This is a genomic window from Sphaerisporangium sp. B11E5, assembly GCF_039871875.1.
GTDB lineage: Bacteria > Actinomycetota > Actinomycetes > Streptosporangiales > Streptosporangiaceae > Sphaerisporangium.
In genome coordinates this window covers 1-16,447 of the sequence record NZ_JBDPMD010000055.1, presented here as the reverse complement: position 1 = coordinate 16,447, position 16,447 = coordinate 1, and the positions used below count along the sequence as shown (strand labels likewise).

The following is a 16,447-nucleotide window of genomic DNA, read 5'->3' as shown; positions in this document are numbered from 1 at the left end:
GCGAAAAGTGATCGAACTGCGACGCACCGGTCCGGAAGGGTTCACCGCCGCGCTGGACACCGTCATCGAGATCTACACGGCGGCGATGCGCCCTCCGGCCGACCAGTTGTCCGGGCGCCAGGGCATCATGCGCAACCACGCGACCTTCCCGGACTTCACGTGCCTGCTCGCCGAGACCGACGGCGACGTCGTCGCGGGGTTCGGTTACGCGTTCCACGGCGCCCCCGGCCAGTGGTGGCACGACGTGGTGCGCCGCGCGCTGGAGGAGCGTGCGGGCCGTGACGCCGCGCTGGCGTGGTTCGGCGACGCCCTGGAGATCGCCGAGATCCACGTGCGCCCCGACTACCAGGGCAAGGGCATCGGGCGGCGCCTGGTGCGGGGGTTGTGCGAGGGCCGGGCGGAGCGCACCGCCGTGTTGTCCACCCACGACCAGCCGACGGCGGCACGCCATCTGTACCGGCGGCTGGGTTTCGTGGACCTGCTCGGCGCTTTCGTGTTCCCCGGCGGCTACGAGCGCTACGCGATCGTGGGGGCGACGCTCCCGCTACGGCCGCAGGCGTAGCGGGGTGCCCGGCCCGGCGCGCGTCAGAAGGACTCGACGGCGCGGCGCGCCTCGGCGTCCAGCACACCCCAGGTGATGAGCTCCTCGGTGAGCTCGGTGGGGGACTTGTCGTAGATGACGGCCAGCGAGCGCAGGTCCTCCTGGCGGATCGACAGCACCTTGCCGTTGTAGTCGCCCCGCTGGCTCTGGATGGTGGCGGCGTACCGGGCGAGCGCGCCGGCCTTCTCCTTCGGCAACTGGGCGAGGCGCTCCAGGTCGATCACCAGCTTGGGCGTGGGTCCAAGAGGGCTCGGCGCGGAGCCGCCAGGGAGCAACTCCGAGACCGGCACCCCGTAGAAGTCGGCCAGCTCGGCCAGCTTCTGCACGGTCACAGCCCGGTCGCCACGCTCGTAGGAGCCGACGACGACGGCTTTCCACCGGCCTCGCGACTTCTCCTCGACTCCGTGCAGTGAAAGTCCCTGCTGGGTGCGGATGGCGCGAAGGCGAGCGCCCAGCGACTTGGCGTAGTCAGACGGCATGTGTGGCCCCCCGGCTTTCTATGAACGTTCTCACTAATTGTGCGCCTTGCGACGTATCACCCGACGCGCGGGTCCGGTGCCCGGGGCAGGCACCAACCGTGACCGTTGCGCCGGGGTTTATCCGAGAACGTCGCGAGGTGTGGTTACGGACAGTGACGGTAAAGGTGTGGGCGTGATTGGTCAAGCTGATTGGAAAAAAGATGCCGAATCCTGTCCGGTTCGGCCCTGATCTGGCCAGTCACGCACGCCGTACCGGTTTCTCCGGCCGGTACGGCCAAGGCCGGAAACCGCCCGCCTTGTCCGGCGTCCCGTCCGCCCCGCCGGGCGCGCCACGCCGTGGGGGCGCGGCGCGGGCCCGGGCGGCCCGCTGGTCAGGCGCCCACTATACGACTATCTGTGCAGCTTGGGGGACTGTGTACCCGTTCGGCGGCTTTCTCGGCGGGCTGCTACCGTGGTGACGCCAAACTTCCTTTAAGACCCGTCCTGTGAGGCGGGAAAGGCGGTGACCTTCATGGACGGCGCCCGAAACACGGCGCACGACGGTGACCAGACGCGCGAGGACGAGCGGGCCGTGCTGGAGGCCCCGGACATCAACCGGGCCCTCACCCGCATCGCCCACGAGATACTCGAACGCGCCAAGGGCCCCGAGAACCTCCTCCTGCTCGGCATCCCGACCAGGGGGACCATCCTGGCACGCCGGCTGGCCGACCGCATCGAGCAGGTCGAGGGCCGCGCGGTGGCCTTCGGCTCCCTCGACGTCACCATGTACCGCGACGACCTGCGGCTCAAGCCGGCCCGAGCCCTCGGCCGCACCGACCTGCCCCCCGAGGGGGTGGACGGCCGCATCGTGATCCTGGTCGACGACGTCCTGTACTCCGGACGCACGGTCCGCGCGGCACTGGACGCACTCAACGACCTCGGCCGCCCCACGGCCGTGCGGCTCGCCGTGCTCGTGGACCGCGGCCACCGCGAGCTGCCCATCCGCGCCGACCACGTCGGCAAGAACCTGCCCACGTCGCGCGCCGAGACCGTGCGCGTGTGCCTGTGGGAGACCGACCAGCGGGACGCCGTCCTGCTGCGGGGAGGCCACTGATGAACCGCCACCTGCTGTCCACGGCCGACCTGTCGCGCGACGACGCCCTCCTCATCCTGGACACCGCCGAGCAACTGTCGCGGATCTCGGACCGTTCCATAAAGAAGCTGCCGACCCTGCGCGGCCGCACCGTGGTCAACCTGTTCTTCGAGGACTCCACCCGCACCCGCATCTCGTTCGAGGCCGCCGCCAAGCGCCTGTCCGCCGACGTCATCAACTTCTCGGCGAAGGGCTCCAGCGTCTCCAAGGGCGAGAGCCTGAAGGACACCGCGCTCACCCTCCAGGCCATGGGCGCGGACGCCGTCGTGGTGCGCCACGGCGCCTCAGGGGCCCCGCACCGCCTCGCCACCTGGGTGGACGGCAGCGTGGTCAACGCCGGCGACGGCACCCACGAGCACCCCACCCAGGCCCTGCTGGACGCCTTCACCATGCGCCGCCGCCTCGGCGAGCTGGACGGCCGCCGGGTGACCATCGTCGGCGACGTGCTGCACAGCCGGGTCGCCCGCTCCAACGTCCACCTGCTGCACACCCTCGGCGCCCAGGTCACCCTGGTCGCCCCGCCCACGCTGCTGCCGGTCTCCATGGACAACTGGCCGTGCGAGGTCTCCTACGACTTCGACGCCGTGCTGCCCAAGTCCGACGCGGTCATGATGCTGCGCGTGCAGCACGAGCGGATGAACGCCTCGTTCTTCCCCTCGGCCCGGGAGTACAGCCGCCGCTACGGCCTGGACCCCGACCGCCTCGGCCGGATGCCCGACGGCGCCATCGTGATGCACCCCGGCCCGATGAACCGCGGCATGGAGATCGCCGCCGACGTCGCCGACTCCGTGCGCTCGACCATCGTCGAGCAGGTCACCAACGGCGTGACCGTGCGCATGGCCGTGCTGTACCTGCTGCTGTCCGGTTCCGAGCCCGCCATCGGGGGAGACAAGTGACCTACCTCATCACGGGCGCCCGCCTGCTCGGCGGCGACCCGTGCGACATCCTGATCGACGGCGGCCACGTCGCCGAGGTCGGGGCGCCCGGCGCGGTGGACGCCGGCCGCGCGTCCCGCGTGGACGCCGACGGGCTGATCGCGCTGCCCGGCCTGGTCGACCTGCACACCCACCTGCGCGAGCCCGGCAGGGAGGACGCCGAGACCGTCGCGTCGGGCACGGCCGCCGCCGCGCTCGGCGGGTACACGGCCGTGCACGCCATGGCCAACACCTCGCCGGTCGCCGACACCGCCGGCGTGGTCGAGCAGGTGTGGCGGCTCGGCCAGGAGGCCGGGCACTGCGACGTGCGCCCGGTCGGCGCCGTCACCGCGGGGCTGAAGGGCGCACAGCTCGCCGAGCTCGGCGCGATGGCCGACAGCGCGGCCCGGGTGCGGGTGTTCTCCGACGACGGCGTGTGCGTCTCGGACGCGGTGCTGATGCGCCGCGCCCTGGAGTACGTCAAGGCGTTCGACGGGGTGATCGCCCAGCACGCCCAGGAGCCCCGGCTCACCGCGGGCGCGCAGATGAACGAGGGCGAGGTCTCCGGCAGGCTCGGCCTCGCCGGCTGGCCCGCCGTTGCCGAGGAGGCGATCATCGCGCGCGACTGCCTGCTCGCCGCGCACGTCGGTTCCCGGCTGCACGTCTGCCACGTCTCCACGGCGGGCTCTGTCGAGATCATCCGCTGGGCCAAGTCCAAGGGCTGGGACGTCACCGCCGAGGTCACCCCGCACCACCTGCTGCTCACCGACGCCCTCGCCGAGGCCTCGCCCGCCGGCCCGTACAACCCGCTGTACAAGGTGAACCCGCCGCTGCGGACCGCCGCCGACGTGCGTGCGCTGCGCGAGGCGCTGGCCGACGGCACCATCGACTGCGTGGCCACCGACCACGCGCCGCACCCGGTGGAGGACAAGGAGACCGAGTGGCCCGCCGCGGCCATGGGCATGGTCGGCCTGGAGACGGCCCTGTCGGTGGTGCAGGAGGCCATGGTGGAGACCGGGCTGCTCGACTGGGCGGGGGTGGCCGACCGCATGTCCACCCGGCCGGCCCGCATCGGCCGGGTCGCCGGCCACGGCGGGCACCTGCGGGCCGGGGCACCGGCCAACCTCACCCTGGTCGACCCCTCCGCCCGCGCGGAGGTGGACCCGTCCGGGTTCGCGTCCAGGAGCCGCAACACGCCCTACGTGGGCATGACCCTGCCCGGCAGGGTCGTGGCGACGTTCCTGCGCGGCCGCCCCACTGTCTCGGAAGGGAAACTCACGTGACGCGCGCGACCACGGGCACGGCCGTCCTGGTGCTGGAGGACGGCCGGGCCTTCCACGGCACGCCGTACGGCGCCGAGGGGGAGACGTTCGGCGAGATGGTCTTCAACACCGGCATGACCGGTTACCAGGAGACCCTGACCGACCCGTCCTACCACCGGCAGATCGTCGCGATGACGGCCCCGCACATCGGCAACACCGGGGTCAACGACGAGGACCCCGAGTCGTCCCGCGTCTGGGTGGCCGGGTACGTCGTGCGCGAGCCCGCGCGCGTCCCGTCCAACTGGCGCTCGCGCCGCACCCTGGACGAGGAGCTGCGCGCCCAGGGCGTCGTCGGCATCGCCATGCCCGGCACCCGGGCGCTGACCCGCCACCTGCGTGAGCGGGGCGCGATGCGGGCCGGGGTGTTCACCGGGCCGCACGCCCCCGTGGAGGAGCTGGCCGAACGGGTGCGGCAGAGCCCGTCCATGGTGGGGGCCGACCTCGCGCGGCAGGTGTCCACGGCCGAGCCGTACGTCGTGCCCGCGCACGGCGAGAAGCGGTTCACCGTCGCCGCGCTCGACCTCGGCATCAAGGCCATGACGCCGTACCGCATGGCCGAGCGGGGCTGCGAGGTGCACGTGCTGCCCGCCGCCACCACCGCGGCCGAGGTGCTCGCCCTCGACCCCGACGGGGTGTTCCTGTCCAACGGGCCGGGCGACCCGTCCGCCGCGGACTACGCCGTCGAGACGCTCACCGGCGTCATGGAGAGCGGCACCCCGGTGTTCGGCATCTGCTTCGGCAACCAGATACTCGGCCGCGCCCTCGGCCTCGGCACCTACAAGCTGCGGTACGGCCACCGGGGCGTCAACCAGCCCGTCCAGGACCGCCGCACCGGCAAGGTGGACATCTCCGCGCACAACCACGGCTTCGCCGTCCAGGCGCCGCTCGACGGCCCGTTCGACACGCCGTACGGCCGCGCGGAGGTCAGCCACGTCAACCTGAACGACGACTGCGTGGAGGGGCTGCGCCTGCTCGACTATCCCGCGTTCAGCGTGCAGTACCACCCGGAGGCCGCCGCGGGGCCGCACGACGCCGCCGGGCTGTTCGACGAATTCCGCGCCCTCATGGCGCGTGCGGGCGCGACGAAGGGGGACAGGCGTGGCTAAGCGCACCGACATCCGCTCGATCATGGTGATCGGCTCCGGGCCGATCGTGATCGGGCAGGCGTGCGAGTTCGACTACTCGGGCACCCAGGCGTGCCGCGTGCTGCGTGCCGAGGGCTACCGGGTGATCCTGGTCAACAGCAACCCCGCGACGATCATGACGGACCCGGAGTTCGCCGACGCCACCTACGTCGAGCCGATCACCCCGGACATCGTCGAGAAGATCATCGCCAAGGAGCGGCCGGACGCCCTGCTGCCCACCCTCGGCGGCCAGACCGCGCTCAACGCCGCGGTGGCGCTGCACGAGGCCGGCGTGCTGGAGCGGTACGGCGTGGAACTGATCGGCGCCGACATCGCGGCCATCCAGGCGGGGGAGAACCGCGAGCTGTTCAAGGGCATCGTGGCCCGTGTGGCCGCCGAGTACGGCCTGAACGCCGAGTCGGCCCGTTCGGCGATCTGCCACAGCCTGGACGACTGCCTGACCGCCGCCGGCGCCCTCGGCTACCCGGTGGTGGTGCGGCCGAGCTTCACCATGGGCGGCGCGGGCTCGGGCTTCGCCTACGACGAGGAGGACCTGCGCCGCATCGCGGGCGCCGGGCTGGACGCCTCGCCGACCGGGGAGGTGCTCCTGGAGGAGTCCATCCTCGGCTGGAAGGAGTTCGAGCTGGAGGTGATGCGCGACCGGGCCGACAACGTCGTCATCGTCTGCTCCATCGAGAACATCGACCCCATGGGCGTGCACACCGGCGACAGCGTCACCGTGGCCCCCGCGATGACCCTCACCGACCGCGAGTACCAGAACATGCGGGACGTCGCCATCGCGGTGATCCGCGAGGTCGGCGTGGACACCGGCGGCTGCAACATCCAGTTCGCGGTGGACCCCCGCACCGGCCGCATGATCGTCATCGAGATGAACCCGCGGGTGTCGAGGTCCAGCGCCCTGGCCTCCAAGGCCACCGGCTTCCCCATCGCCAAGATCGCCGCCAAGCTCGCCGTCGGGTACACCCTGGACGAGATCCCCAACGACATCACCCGCGAGACCCCGGCGTCGTTCGAGCCGTCCCTGGACTACGTCGTGGTCAAGGTGCCGCGGTTCGCGTTCGAGAAGTTCGCCGGGGCCGACCAGACCCTCACCACCCACATGAAGTCGGTCGGCGAGGCCATGGCCATCGGCCGGTCCTTCCCCGAGGCGCTGCAGAAGGCCCTGCGGTCGCTGGAGCGCAAGGGCTCGTCGTTCGGCTGGGACGGGGAGCCGGGGGACAAGGCGGAGCTGCTGGCGGCCTGCCGCACCCCGCACGACGGGCGGCTGCGCACCGCGCAGCAGGCCATCAGGGCCGGGGCCACCCTGGAGGAGCTGTACGAGGCCACGTCCATCGACCCGTGGTTCCTCGACCAGCTCTACCTGATCGACGAGGAGGCGCGGGCCGTCGCCGAGGGCGAGCTGACCGCGCAGGCGCTGACGCGGGCCAAGCGGCACGGCTTCTCCGACGCGCAGGTCGCCGGGATCCGCGGCGTCGCCGAGGCCGAGGTGCGCCGGCTGCGGCACCGGCTCGGGGTGCGGCCGGTGTACAACACCGTGGACACCTGCGCCGCCGAGTTCGCGGCCCGCACGCCGTACCTGTACTCCACCTACGACGAGGAGACCGAGGTCCCCTACGGCGACCGCCCCAAGGTGATCATCCTCGGCAGCGGGCCCAACCGCATCGGGCAGGGCATCGAGTTCGACTACGCGTGCGTGCACGCCTCGTTCGAGCTGTCGTCGGCCGGGTACGAGACCGTGATGGTCAACTGCAACCCCGAGACGGTGTCCACCGACTACGACACCTCCGACCGGCTGTACTTCGAGCCGCTCACGCTGGAGGACGTCCTGGAGGTCGTGCACGCCGAGCGGGAGACCGGGCCGGTCGCCGGGGTCATCGTGCAGCTCGGCGGGCAGACGCCGCTCGGGCTGGCCCAGGCGCTCAAGGACGAGGGCGTGCCCGTGGTCGGCACCAGCCCCGAGTCGATCCACCTGGCGGAGGACCGCGGCGCGTTCGGCCGCGTGCTCGCCGAGGCCGGGCTGCCCGCCCCCAAGCACGGCACCGCGATGACGGTGGACGAGGCCAGGGCGGTCGCCGAGGAGATCGGCTACCCGGTGCTGGTGCGCCCGTCGTACGTCCTCGGCGGCGCCGGCATGGCCATCGTGTACGACGAGGGCACGCTCGCGTCGTACATGGAGCGCGCGGCGGGCGAGCACCCGGTGCTGGTGGACCGGTTCCTGGACGAGGCCATCGAGATCGACGTGGACGCCCTGTTCGACGGCGAGGAGCTGTTCCTCGGCGGCGTCATGGAGCACATCGAGGAGGCCGGCATCCACTCGGGCGACTCGGCGTGCGCCCTGCCGCCCATCACGCTCGGCGGCCACGACATCAAGCGCATCAGGGCGGCCACCGAGGGCATCGCCCGCGGCGTCGGCGTGCGCGGCCTGCTGAACGTCCAGTACGCCATGTCGGCGGGTGTGCTCTACGTCCTGGAGGCCAACCCGCGGGCCAGCCGCACCGTGCCGTTCGTGTCCAAGGCCACGGCGGTGCCGCTGGCCAAGGCCGCGGCCCGCGTCATGTTGGGCGCCACCATCGCCGAGCTGCGCGCCGAGGGCATGCTGCCCCGCGCCGGCGACGGCGGCGCGCTGCCGCTCGACGCGCCCATCGCGGTCAAGGAGGCCGTGCTGCCGTTCAACCGGTTCCGTGGCGTGGACACCGTGCTCGGGCCGGAGATGCGGTCCACGGGCGAGGTGATGGGCATCGACGAGGTGTTCGGCACGGCCTACGCCAAGTCGCAGGCCGCGTCGTACGGCTCGCTGCCCACCAAGGGGCGCGCGTTCGTGTCGGTGGCCAACCGCGACAAGCGGGCGATGATCTTCCCGGTGAAGGCCCTGGCCGACCTCGGGTTCGAGATCCTCGCCACCGAGGGAACCGCGGAGGTGCTGCGCCGCAACGGGGTCCATGCCAAGATCGTGCGAAAGCAGAGCGACGGCCCGGGCCCCGGCGGGGAGCCCACCATCGTGACCCGCATCCTGGACGGCGAGGTCGACCTCATCGTGAACACTCCCTTCGGCGACGCCGGCCAGTCCGGGCCACGCCTGGACGGCTACGAGATCCGCACCGCGGCCGTCCTGCGGGGCATCCCGTGCGTCACCACTGTGCAGGGCCTCGCCGCGGCCGTGCAGGGCATCCAGGCGATCGCCGCCGGCTCGGTGGGCGTACGGTCGCTGCAGGAGCACGCCGAGCGGCTGCGAGGCTGAACGACCCCTGCGGGAGGTGGAGGAGACGGCCGGTACCGCGGTACAGGTGACGGGCACGGTGCTGACCACGCGCCGCGTCGACGCCTACCACGCCCTCACCGTGGTCGCGCCCGGCATCGCCGAGCGGTTCCGCCCCGGCCACTTCGTCTCGGTGGCCGTGGGCGGGGCGCACACCTCGATGCCGGCCCGGCGCGCCTTCGCCGTGCACGACGTCAAGCCCGACTACGGCGGCACGGTCGAGCTGGTGTTCGCGGTGCGCGGCCGGGGCACCGCGTGGCTGGCCGAGCGCAAGGCCAGGGACACCCTCGACCTCGTCGGGCCGCTCGGCCGCCCGTTCCCCGTGCCGCGGGACCCGGTGGTGTGCGTGCTGGTCGGCGGCGAGTACGGCTCGGCGTCGCTGTTCGCGCTGGCCGACGTGCTGCAGCGGCGCGGCTGCCGCGTCGACTTCGTGCTCGGTGCCGCGTCCGCCGACCGGGTGTTCGGCGCGCTGCGCGCCCGGCGCATCGGCGAGACCACCACCCTGACCACCGAGGACGGCTCGCTCGGCCTGCGCGGGCGGGTCACCGACGCCCTGCCGTCGGTGATCGCCGACGCGCGGGCCGACGTGGTGTACGCCTGCGGGCCCATGAGCATGCTGCGCGGGGTGACGGCGGTCGCCGTCGAGTTCGACATCCCGGTGCAGGTGTCGGTCGAGGAGGCCATGGCCTGCGGTTACGGCGTGTGCATGACCTGCGTGCTGCCGGTCATCGGTGACGACGGCGTCACCCGCATGGTGCGATCCTGCGTGGAGGGGCCGGTGTTCCGCGGCGAGCGGGTGCGGTTCGAGGACATCGGGACCATCCCGTTCGACGCCCTGGGCGCGCCTGGGGGACGAGCACAGGAAGGGGGTGCTCACACCCGAAATGTCAGTTGACATGCGGACGTACCTCGCGCACGTCGAACTGGCCAACCCGATCACCACGGCCGCCGGGTGCGCCGCCTCCGGCGCCGAGCTCTCCCAGTTCGTGGACCTGTCGCGCCTCGGCGCCTTCGTCACGCAGTCGATCACCATGGCGCCGCGGGCCGGGCGGCCCACCCCCCGCATGGCCGAGACCCCCTCGGGACTGCTGAACGCCGTGGGCCTGCAGGGGCCCGGCGTGGACGTGTTCCTGGAACGGGAGCTGCCGCGCCTGGTGGACCGCGGGGCGCGGGCCGTGGTGTCCATCGGCGGCGGAAGCGTGGCCGAGTACACCGCGCTCGCCCGCAGGCTCGCCGACGCGCCCGGCGTGACGGCCGTCGAGGTCAACCTGTCGTGCCCCAACGTCGAGGACCTCGGGCGGGTGTTCGCCCGCGACCCCGCGGCCTCCGCCGAGGTGATCTCGTCGGTGCGCGCCACCATGCGCTACGACGTGCCCGTGGTGGCCAAGCTCGCCCCCGACGCCGCCGACATCGTGGCCGTCGCCCGCGCCTGCGTGGACGGCGGCGCCGACGCCCTCGCGATGATCAACACCCCGCTCGGCATGAGCATCGACGTGGACACCATGCGCCCCGCGCTCGCCGCGGGCACCGGCGGGCTGTCCGGGCCCGCGGTGCGGCCGCTCGCCGTGCGCTGCCTGTGGCAGGTGCACGCCGCCCTGCCCGGGGTGCCCATCGTCGGCATGGGCGGCGTGTTCACCGGCAGGGACGCCCTGGAGCTCATCCTGGCGGGCGCCTGCGTCGTCTCGGTGGGCACCGCCCTGTTCCACGACCCGTACGCCTGCCTGCGCATCCTGAGGGAGCTGGAGGACCTTCTGAAGGAGCGCGGCTTCGAGCGGCTGGCCGACGCCGTCGGCCTGGCCCAGCGACCACCCGGGGCGGGGCCCCGGCACCGTATCGACCTGGAGGAGAGCTCCCTGTGACGTCCGCACCCATCGCCGTCGCCTTGGACGCACCGGATCTGGAGACGGCGGCCCGCTGGGCTGCCCTGGTCACGCCGCACGTGAGCACCGTGAAGGTCGGCCTCGAACTCTATCTGCGCTACGGCCCCGACGTGCTGGCCTCCGTGCGGGGGGCCAGCGGGGTCCAGGTCTTCCTCGACCTGAAGCTCCACGACATCCCGAACACGGTCGCCGGCGCCGCCCGCGCGGTGGCACGCCTCAAGCCCGCCATCCTGACCGTCCACGCCTCCGGCGGCCACACCATGATCAAAGCCGCCGTCGAGGCGGCCCCGCACACGCGCATCGCCGCCGTGACGGCCCTGACGTCGCTGTCCGAGGCCGATCTGGAGCGCCTGGGAGTCCGGGGCCCCGCCGGCGACGCCGTGCGCCGCCTGGCCGTGGAGGCCGTCGGCGCGGGCGCCCAGGCCCTGGTCTGCTCGCCCCGCGAGGTCGCCGGCGTCCGCGCGGAGGTCGGCCCCGACATCATGCTCATCACGCCCGGCGTCCGCCCCGCCGGTTCGGCCACCCAGGACCAGGCAAGAGTAGCGACCCCCGAACAGGCCATCGCCGACGGGGCCGATCTCCTCGTGATAGGCCGCCCCATCACCGCCGCCACCGACCCGGGCGCCGCCGCCGCCGCCATAGCCGCCGCCCTCAGACGCGTCGTCGCGGGCTGACCCCTCGCCCCTGTCGTCGGCCGGCCCGGCCGATGACGCGCCGTGTCCACGGTGTCGCTCCACGTGCCGGACCGGACGGCCGGTGGCCGCCCGGTGTGCCGGTCGTGCCGGTGGCCGTCCGGCGTCCGCGGCCGCGTCCCGGCGGTCACCGTCCGTCTCCGTTGGTCACCTGGCGTGTCCGGCGTGGCGGCGATTCCTGGCGTCCGGCTGCGTCACGAGATCGGGCAAATAGTGCACTGTCTGGCAAAGAGTGCGGGTGGGATAAAACGCCTGTTGAGCGGTTAATCGGGCGATTTTTTGGGTCGTCCGCCACGGGCGCGGTGAGACTTCGATGCGTCCTCACGGGGCGTGTCCGCCGTCGCGGGCCGGCTCGGCGTGCTGGTCGGTGAGGCGCCAGTACAGGCGGGTTTTGTCGACACAACGCGACGTGACGGCCACGAAGGGTGATGAAATGAAGTTTATGTGGGGAGAAACTGGTCTTGACGTTGCCTGAAGGGCCCAAGACCAGCTAGTTTCCCCTCCCGTCCGAGTACATCGACAGAAATTCGAGGTGACCCGGCGTGGCTCTTCCTCCCCTGACCCCCGAGCAGCGCGCCGCAGCCCTGGAGAAGGCTGCCAAGGCCCGCAAGGAGCGTGCCGAGGTCAAGAACCGGCTGAAGCACGGCGCGGTTTCTCTGGCTGAGGTGCTGAAGGATGGTCAGACCGACGACGTCATCGGCAAGATGAAGGTGTCGGCACTGTTGGAGTCGCTCCCCGGCGTGGGCAAGGTCCGCGCCAAGCAGCTCATGGAGAGACTCGGTATCGCCGAGTCCCGTCGCGTACGGGGTCTCGGTGCGAACCAGCGCTCCGCCCTGGAGCGCGAGTTCGGCGGCGCCGAGAGTTGATCTCGGCGGACGCCGGCGCGAACTATCGGGGGTGTGGAGTGACCGGTACGTCCTGGCCCGAAGAGGGGGGCGCGCGAAGGGCGCCCGTTTTCGGGGGGTTCGGGACACGTGGCGGTGACCCCATGCCTCCATCCGGGAGTCCGGAGGGGACCGATCTCTCCTCCGGACCGAAGGGAAACCGCCTGACGGTCCTGTCCGGGCCGTCGGGCGTGGGGAAGTCCACGGTCGTCGCCGAGCTTCGGCGGTCCCACCCCGAGGTGTGGCTGTCGGTCTCGGTGACCACCAGGGCGCCCCGCCCCGGGGAGAAGCACGGAGTCGAGTACTTCTTCGTGTCCGGCCCCGAGTTCGACCGCCTGGTCGCCGACGACGCGCTGCTCGAATGGGCGGAGTTCGCCGGCAACCGGTACGGCACGCCGCGCGGCCCGGTCGAGCGCAAGCTCGCCGAGGGGGTGCCCGCCCTGCTGGAGATCGACCTGCAGGGCGCCCGCCAGGTCCGCGACACCATGCCGGATGCGCTCCTGGTCTTCCTGGCTCCGCCGAGCTGGGAGGAACTGGAGAGCCGCCTGCGTGGCCGCGGCACCGAGCCTGAGGACGTCATCGCCCGCCGCCTCGCCGCGGGCCGCGTCGAGATGGCCGCCGAGAAGGAGTTCGACCTCACGCTGGTCAACACCGCCGTGGAGGACGTCTGCGGCCGCCTCATCGAACTCCTGGTCCGCGACGGCTCACCCCCCCGCCGGCCCTGAGGTCTGCGCGCGCCCGGTTCGCCGGCGCACGTCACGAGGGGGGCCCGGGAGTTGGTATCCTTCGCCGAGACACGAATGACGAAACTATGGAGAGGCGACCACGTGGCAGGCACCGCCCCTGTTGCCGAAGGCATCACCAACCCGCCGATCGACCAGCTCCTTGAGGTCGTCGACAGCAAGTACAGCCTGGTCATCATGGGCGCCAAGCGGGCGCGCCAGATCAACGCCTACTACTCCCAGCTCGGCGAGGGCCTGCTGGAGTACGTCGGCCCCCTGGTCGAGACCCACGCCCAGGAGAAGCCGCTGTCCATCGCGCTGCGCGAGATCTCCGAGGGCCTGCTGACCTCCGAGCCGATCGAGGGCTGAGCCCTCGGCGCCAGACCGGCACAGACCCACCAGATCCAGCAGATCGAACCAGAGGGACCAGCGCCATGACCGCCGGCCGGGGCGACCGCCCGCGTGTCGTTCTCGGCGTGGGCGCCGGCATCGCCGCGTACAAGGCGTGCGAGCTGCTGCGGCTGTTCACCGAGTCCGGCCACGACGTGCGGGTGATCCCCACCCGCGACGCGCTGCGCTTCGTCGGCGAGCCCACCTGGGCCGCCCTCTCCGGCAATCCCGTGACCAGCGAGGTCTGGGAGTCCGTGCACGAGGTGCCACACGTCCGCATCGGGCAGCGGGCCGACCTGGTCGTGGTGGCGCCGGCCACCGCCGACCTGCTCGCCAAGGCCGCGCACGGCCTCGCGGGCGACCTGCTCACCGGCACCCTGCTGACCGCCCGATGCCCGGTGGTCTTCGCGCCCGCCATGCACACCGAGATGTGGGAGCACCCCGCCACCCGCGCCAACGTCGCCACGCTGCGCGAGCGCGGCTCGGTGGTCGTCGACCCCGCCGTGGGACGGCTCACCGGCGCCGACACCGGCCCCGGGCGGCTGCCCGACCCGGCGGAGATCTTCGAGGTGTGCCGGCGCGTCCTGTCCGGCCACCCGCGCGACCTCGCCGGCCGTCACGTCGTCGTGTCCGCCGGCGGCACCCGTGAGGCCATCGACCCGGTGCGCTTCATCGGCAACCGCTCCTCGGGCCTGCAGGGGTACGCCCTGGCCCGCACGGCCGTCGCGCGCGGCGCCCGGGTCACCGTCGTGGCCGCCAACGTCGCGCTGCCCGACCCGGCCGGGGCGGCCGTGGTCCGCGTCGAGTCGGCGGCCCAGATGCGCACGGCGGTGCTGGAGGCCGCGGAAGGGGCCGACGCGGTGGTCATGGCCGCCGCCGTGGCCGACTTCCGGCCGGTCGCGGCGAGCGACGCCAAGATCAAGAAGACCGACGGGGAACCCGAGCCGATCCGGCTGGCCAAGAACCCCGACATCCTCGCCGAGCTGTGCGACCGGCGCCGCGAGGGCCGCGAGCCGTCCCCCGAGGTGATCGCCGGCTTCGCCGCGGAAACCCACGACGCCCTCGCCAACGGCCAGGCCAAACTGGAACGCAAGGGCTGCGACCTGCTCGTCGTCAACCAGGTCGGCGAAGGCCTGGCCTTCGGCACCCCCGACAACGCCGCCGTCATCCTGGTCGCCGGCGGCGACCCTGTGGAGGTCCCCCGCGGCCCCAAGGAGTCCCTCGCCGACACCCTGTGGACCCTGGTGTCCGCCCGCCTGTCCTGAACACCCCCGTCGGACAGGGCCCTCACCGCCCGGCGCGGCGATGCCGGTTCGGACGCGCCCGTTCGATCGGCCGGCCCCCTGCCCCGTCTCCCGCGAGCGCGCCGCTGCCCCCGTGCCGTCCCGGGCGAGTCCGGCGCTGCCCTGGTGCCCGGACGTGGGCCGGACGGCCACTGCCCGCCGGCGGGCGTGCCGCCACCCGTACGCTGGATCGCCGCGACTCCGGCGACGTCCGGACGCTGATTCCGCGCGGAATCGCCGCTTTGCGCGTGCCGATTCCCCGCGAACCGGTCACGCTCTTAATCCCGCATCTTGCTGTCCGTGTCGCCTCGTCGGATACTCCATGGAAAGGCCGAGCGAGAGGGCCTGGACGATGCCGGTGACCGCAGCCATCAGGCAACGATGCCGTGAACTCCTGCCCGCGGGTGAGAACATCCACTACGTCTTCCCGGTGAGCCTCGTCGGGTCCGGTGGGGTGGCCAACTTCATGGTCCTGGTGAGTGACCGGTTCATCACGGTGCTCGCCACCAAGGTGTTCAGCCGTTACGAGCCCGCCGCCGTGTGGGCGACACACCCGCGCAACACGAGACTCGGGCCGATCGAGTTCGGCGCCGGGCCCAGGATCAAATTGGGTGGTACGGTTTTCGAGGTCGACGAGGAGTACGTCGCGGTCGTGGGGGCGGCGGACACCGAAGTGTTCTCTCCTGGGGATCTGCCCCGGGATCCGCTTCCCGACCTGTGAGGTCGGCCGGCGACCACCGGTCGAGACGGTAGAGCGGCGCCGCGCGGGGTGAGGCTACACTCAGCGGAGCGCTCGGGCCGTCCGTTCCCCGAGCCATGTCGCCAGCAGCCGCTGCATGAGGAGCCACTGAGTTGTCCCGCCGCCTGTTCACCTCCGAGTCGGTCACCGAAGGCCACCCGGACAAGATCGCCGACCAGATCAGTGACGCGATCCTCGACGCGATGCTCAAAGACGACGTCCGGAGCCGGGTCGCGGTCGAGACGATGATCACGACCGGCCAGGTCCACGTCGCCGGTGAGGTCACCACGGAGACCTACGTCGACATCCCCGGCGTCATCCGGGAGAAGATCCTGGAGATCGGCTACGACGCCTCCCACAAGGGCTTCGACGGCGCCTCCTGCGGCGTGTCGGTGTCCATCGGCGCCCAGTCGCCCGACATCGCCCAGGGTGTGGACGACGCCTACGAGCACCGCGAGGGCGAGGGCATCGACGACCTCGACCGCCAGGGCGCCGGCGACCAGGGCCTGATGTTCGGCTACGCCTGCCGCGAGACCCCCGAGCTGATGCCGCTGCCCATCCAGCTCGCCCACCGCATGTCCCGCCGCCTCTCCGAGGTCCGCAAGAACGGCACCGTGCCCTACCTGCGCCCCGACGGCAAGACCCAGGTCACCATCGAGTACGACGGCGACCGCCCCGTGCGCCTCGACACCGTGGTCGTCTCCACCCAGCACGCCCCTGAGATCGACCTCAAGGAGATGCTGGCCCCCGACATCAAGGAGCACGTCGTCGACCCCGTCGTCGCCGAGCTCGACATCGACACCGACGGCTACCGCCTCCTGGTCAACCCCACCGGCCGCTTCGAGATCGGCGGCCCCATGGGCGACGCCGGCCTCACCGGCCGCAAGATCATCGTCGACACCTACGGCGGCATGGCCCGCCACGGCGGCGGCGCCTTCTCCGGCAAGGACCCCTCCAAGGTCGACCGCTCCGCCGCCTACGCCATGCGCTGGGTCGCCAAGAACGTCG

General features: G+C 72.3%; 16 protein-coding genes. 15 read left to right on the top strand and 1 reads right to left on the bottom strand.

Going from position 1 to position 16,447, the window contains the following annotated elements; all coding sequences use genetic code 11:
- Positions 1-7 precede the first annotated feature (7 nt).
- Positions 8-562: a GNAT family N-acetyltransferase gene (locus ABGB17_RS33110; protein WP_347637217.1), complete on the top strand. Its 555-nt coding sequence runs from the start codon at positions 8-10 to the stop codon at positions 560-562.
- Positions 563-585: 23 nt separating this feature from the next.
- Here ABGB17_RS33110 and ABGB17_RS33105 read toward each other — a convergent pair whose 3' ends face one another.
- Entirely contained in the window at positions 586-1,080 is a 495-nt protein-coding gene (locus ABGB17_RS33105; protein WP_279783368.1) for a transcriptional regulator, read from the bottom strand.
- Between the two features lie 511 nt (positions 1,081-1,591).
- Between ABGB17_RS33105 and pyrR the strand changes: the two genes are divergently transcribed.
- From pyrR to metK, 14 genes are all read left to right on the top strand, one after another.
- Positions 1,592-2,173, top strand: a complete 582-nt coding sequence (gene pyrR / locus ABGB17_RS33100; protein WP_347637215.1) for a bifunctional pyr operon transcriptional regulator/uracil phosphoribosyltransferase PyrR — start codon at positions 1,592-1,594, stop codon at positions 2,171-2,173.
- Complete coding sequence (locus ABGB17_RS33095) at positions 2,173-3,108, top strand: aspartate carbamoyltransferase catalytic subunit (protein WP_347637213.1); 936 nt, start codon at positions 2,173-2,175, stop codon at positions 3,106-3,108. The genes pyrR and ABGB17_RS33095 overlap by 1 nt, the downstream gene beginning before the upstream one ends.
- Positions 3,105-4,409, top strand: coding sequence for a dihydroorotase (locus ABGB17_RS33090; RefSeq protein ID WP_347637211.1), 1,305 nt, complete (start codon positions 3,105-3,107; stop codon positions 4,407-4,409). Before ABGB17_RS33095 ends, ABGB17_RS33090 begins: the two co-directional genes overlap by 4 nt.
- Positions 4,406-5,554, top strand: a complete 1,149-nt coding sequence (gene carA, locus ABGB17_RS33085; protein WP_347637209.1) for a glutamine-hydrolyzing carbamoyl-phosphate synthase small subunit — start codon at positions 4,406-4,408, stop codon at positions 5,552-5,554. The genes ABGB17_RS33090 and carA overlap by 4 nt, the downstream gene beginning before the upstream one ends.
- A complete protein-coding gene (gene carB / locus ABGB17_RS33080; RefSeq protein ID WP_347637207.1) occupies positions 5,547-8,831 on the top strand; it encodes a carbamoyl-phosphate synthase large subunit in 3,285 nt (1,094 codons plus the stop codon). Before carA ends, carB begins: the two co-directional genes overlap by 8 nt.
- A gap of 46 nt (positions 8,832-8,877) precedes the next feature.
- Positions 8,878-9,744: a dihydroorotate dehydrogenase electron transfer subunit gene (locus ABGB17_RS33075; RefSeq protein ID WP_347637206.1), complete on the top strand. Its 867-nt coding sequence runs from the start codon at positions 8,878-8,880 to the stop codon at positions 9,742-9,744.
- Entirely contained in the window at positions 9,734-10,708 is a 975-nt protein-coding gene (locus tag ABGB17_RS33070) for a dihydroorotate dehydrogenase (protein WP_347637204.1), read from the top strand. Before ABGB17_RS33075 ends, ABGB17_RS33070 begins: the two co-directional genes overlap by 11 nt.
- On the top strand, positions 10,705-11,403 hold the full coding sequence (gene pyrF / locus ABGB17_RS33065; protein WP_347637202.1) for an orotidine-5'-phosphate decarboxylase: 699 nt from the start codon (positions 10,705-10,707) through the stop codon (positions 11,401-11,403). The genes ABGB17_RS33070 and pyrF overlap by 4 nt, the downstream gene beginning before the upstream one ends.
- A 560-nt stretch (positions 11,404-11,963) precedes the next feature.
- Positions 11,964-12,287: an integration host factor, actinobacterial type gene (gene mihF / locus ABGB17_RS33060; protein ID WP_347637200.1), complete on the top strand. Its 324-nt coding sequence runs from the start codon at positions 11,964-11,966 to the stop codon at positions 12,285-12,287.
- Between the two features lie 122 nt (positions 12,288-12,409).
- A complete protein-coding gene (gene gmk / locus ABGB17_RS33055) occupies positions 12,410-13,030 on the top strand; it encodes a guanylate kinase (protein WP_347637198.1) in 621 nt (206 codons plus the stop codon).
- A 102-nt stretch (positions 13,031-13,132) separates the two neighbouring features.
- Positions 13,133-13,396 carry a DNA-directed RNA polymerase subunit omega gene (gene rpoZ, locus ABGB17_RS33050; protein WP_347637294.1) on the top strand — a complete coding sequence of 88 codons (264 nt, stop codon included), beginning with the start codon at positions 13,133-13,135 and terminating at the stop codon, positions 13,394-13,396.
- A 65-nt stretch (positions 13,397-13,461) separates the two neighbouring features.
- Positions 13,462-14,682 (top strand): bifunctional phosphopantothenoylcysteine decarboxylase/phosphopantothenate--cysteine ligase CoaBC, encoded by a 1,221-nt coding sequence (gene coaBC, locus ABGB17_RS33045; RefSeq protein ID WP_347637196.1) that lies wholly within the window; start codon positions 13,462-13,464, stop codon positions 14,680-14,682.
- A gap of 370 nt (positions 14,683-15,052) precedes the next feature.
- Positions 15,053-15,421: a hypothetical protein gene (locus ABGB17_RS33040; protein ID WP_347637194.1), complete on the top strand. Its 369-nt coding sequence runs from the start codon at positions 15,053-15,055 to the stop codon at positions 15,419-15,421.
- Between the two features lie 131 nt (positions 15,422-15,552).
- Positions 15,553-16,447: methionine adenosyltransferase (gene metK, locus ABGB17_RS33035; protein WP_347637192.1), on the top strand; the 895-nt coding region annotated here is incomplete at its 3' end.

Bases quoted from the DNA above. Each gene is read 5' to 3' on its own strand.
- ABGB17_RS33105 (WP_279783368.1), bottom strand. From the start codon at position 1,080: ATGCCGTCTGACTACGCCAAGTCGCTGGGCGCTCGCCTTCGCGCCATC.
- pyrR (WP_347637215.1), top strand. From the start codon at position 1,592: ATGGACGGCGCCCGAAACACGGCGCACGACGGTGACCAGACGCGCGAG.
- ABGB17_RS33095 (WP_347637213.1), top strand. From the start codon at position 2,173: ATGAACCGCCACCTGCTGTCCACGGCCGACCTGTCGCGCGACGACGCC.
- ABGB17_RS33070 (WP_347637204.1), top strand. From the start codon at position 9,734: ATGTCAGTTGACATGCGGACGTACCTCGCGCACGTCGAACTGGCCAAC.
- gmk (WP_347637198.1), top strand. From the start codon at position 12,410: ATGCCTCCATCCGGGAGTCCGGAGGGGACCGATCTCTCCTCCGGACCG.
- coaBC (WP_347637196.1), top strand. From the start codon at position 13,462: ATGACCGCCGGCCGGGGCGACCGCCCGCGTGTCGTTCTCGGCGTGGGC.
- ABGB17_RS33040 (WP_347637194.1), top strand. From the start codon at position 15,053: ATGCCGGTGACCGCAGCCATCAGGCAACGATGCCGTGAACTCCTGCCC.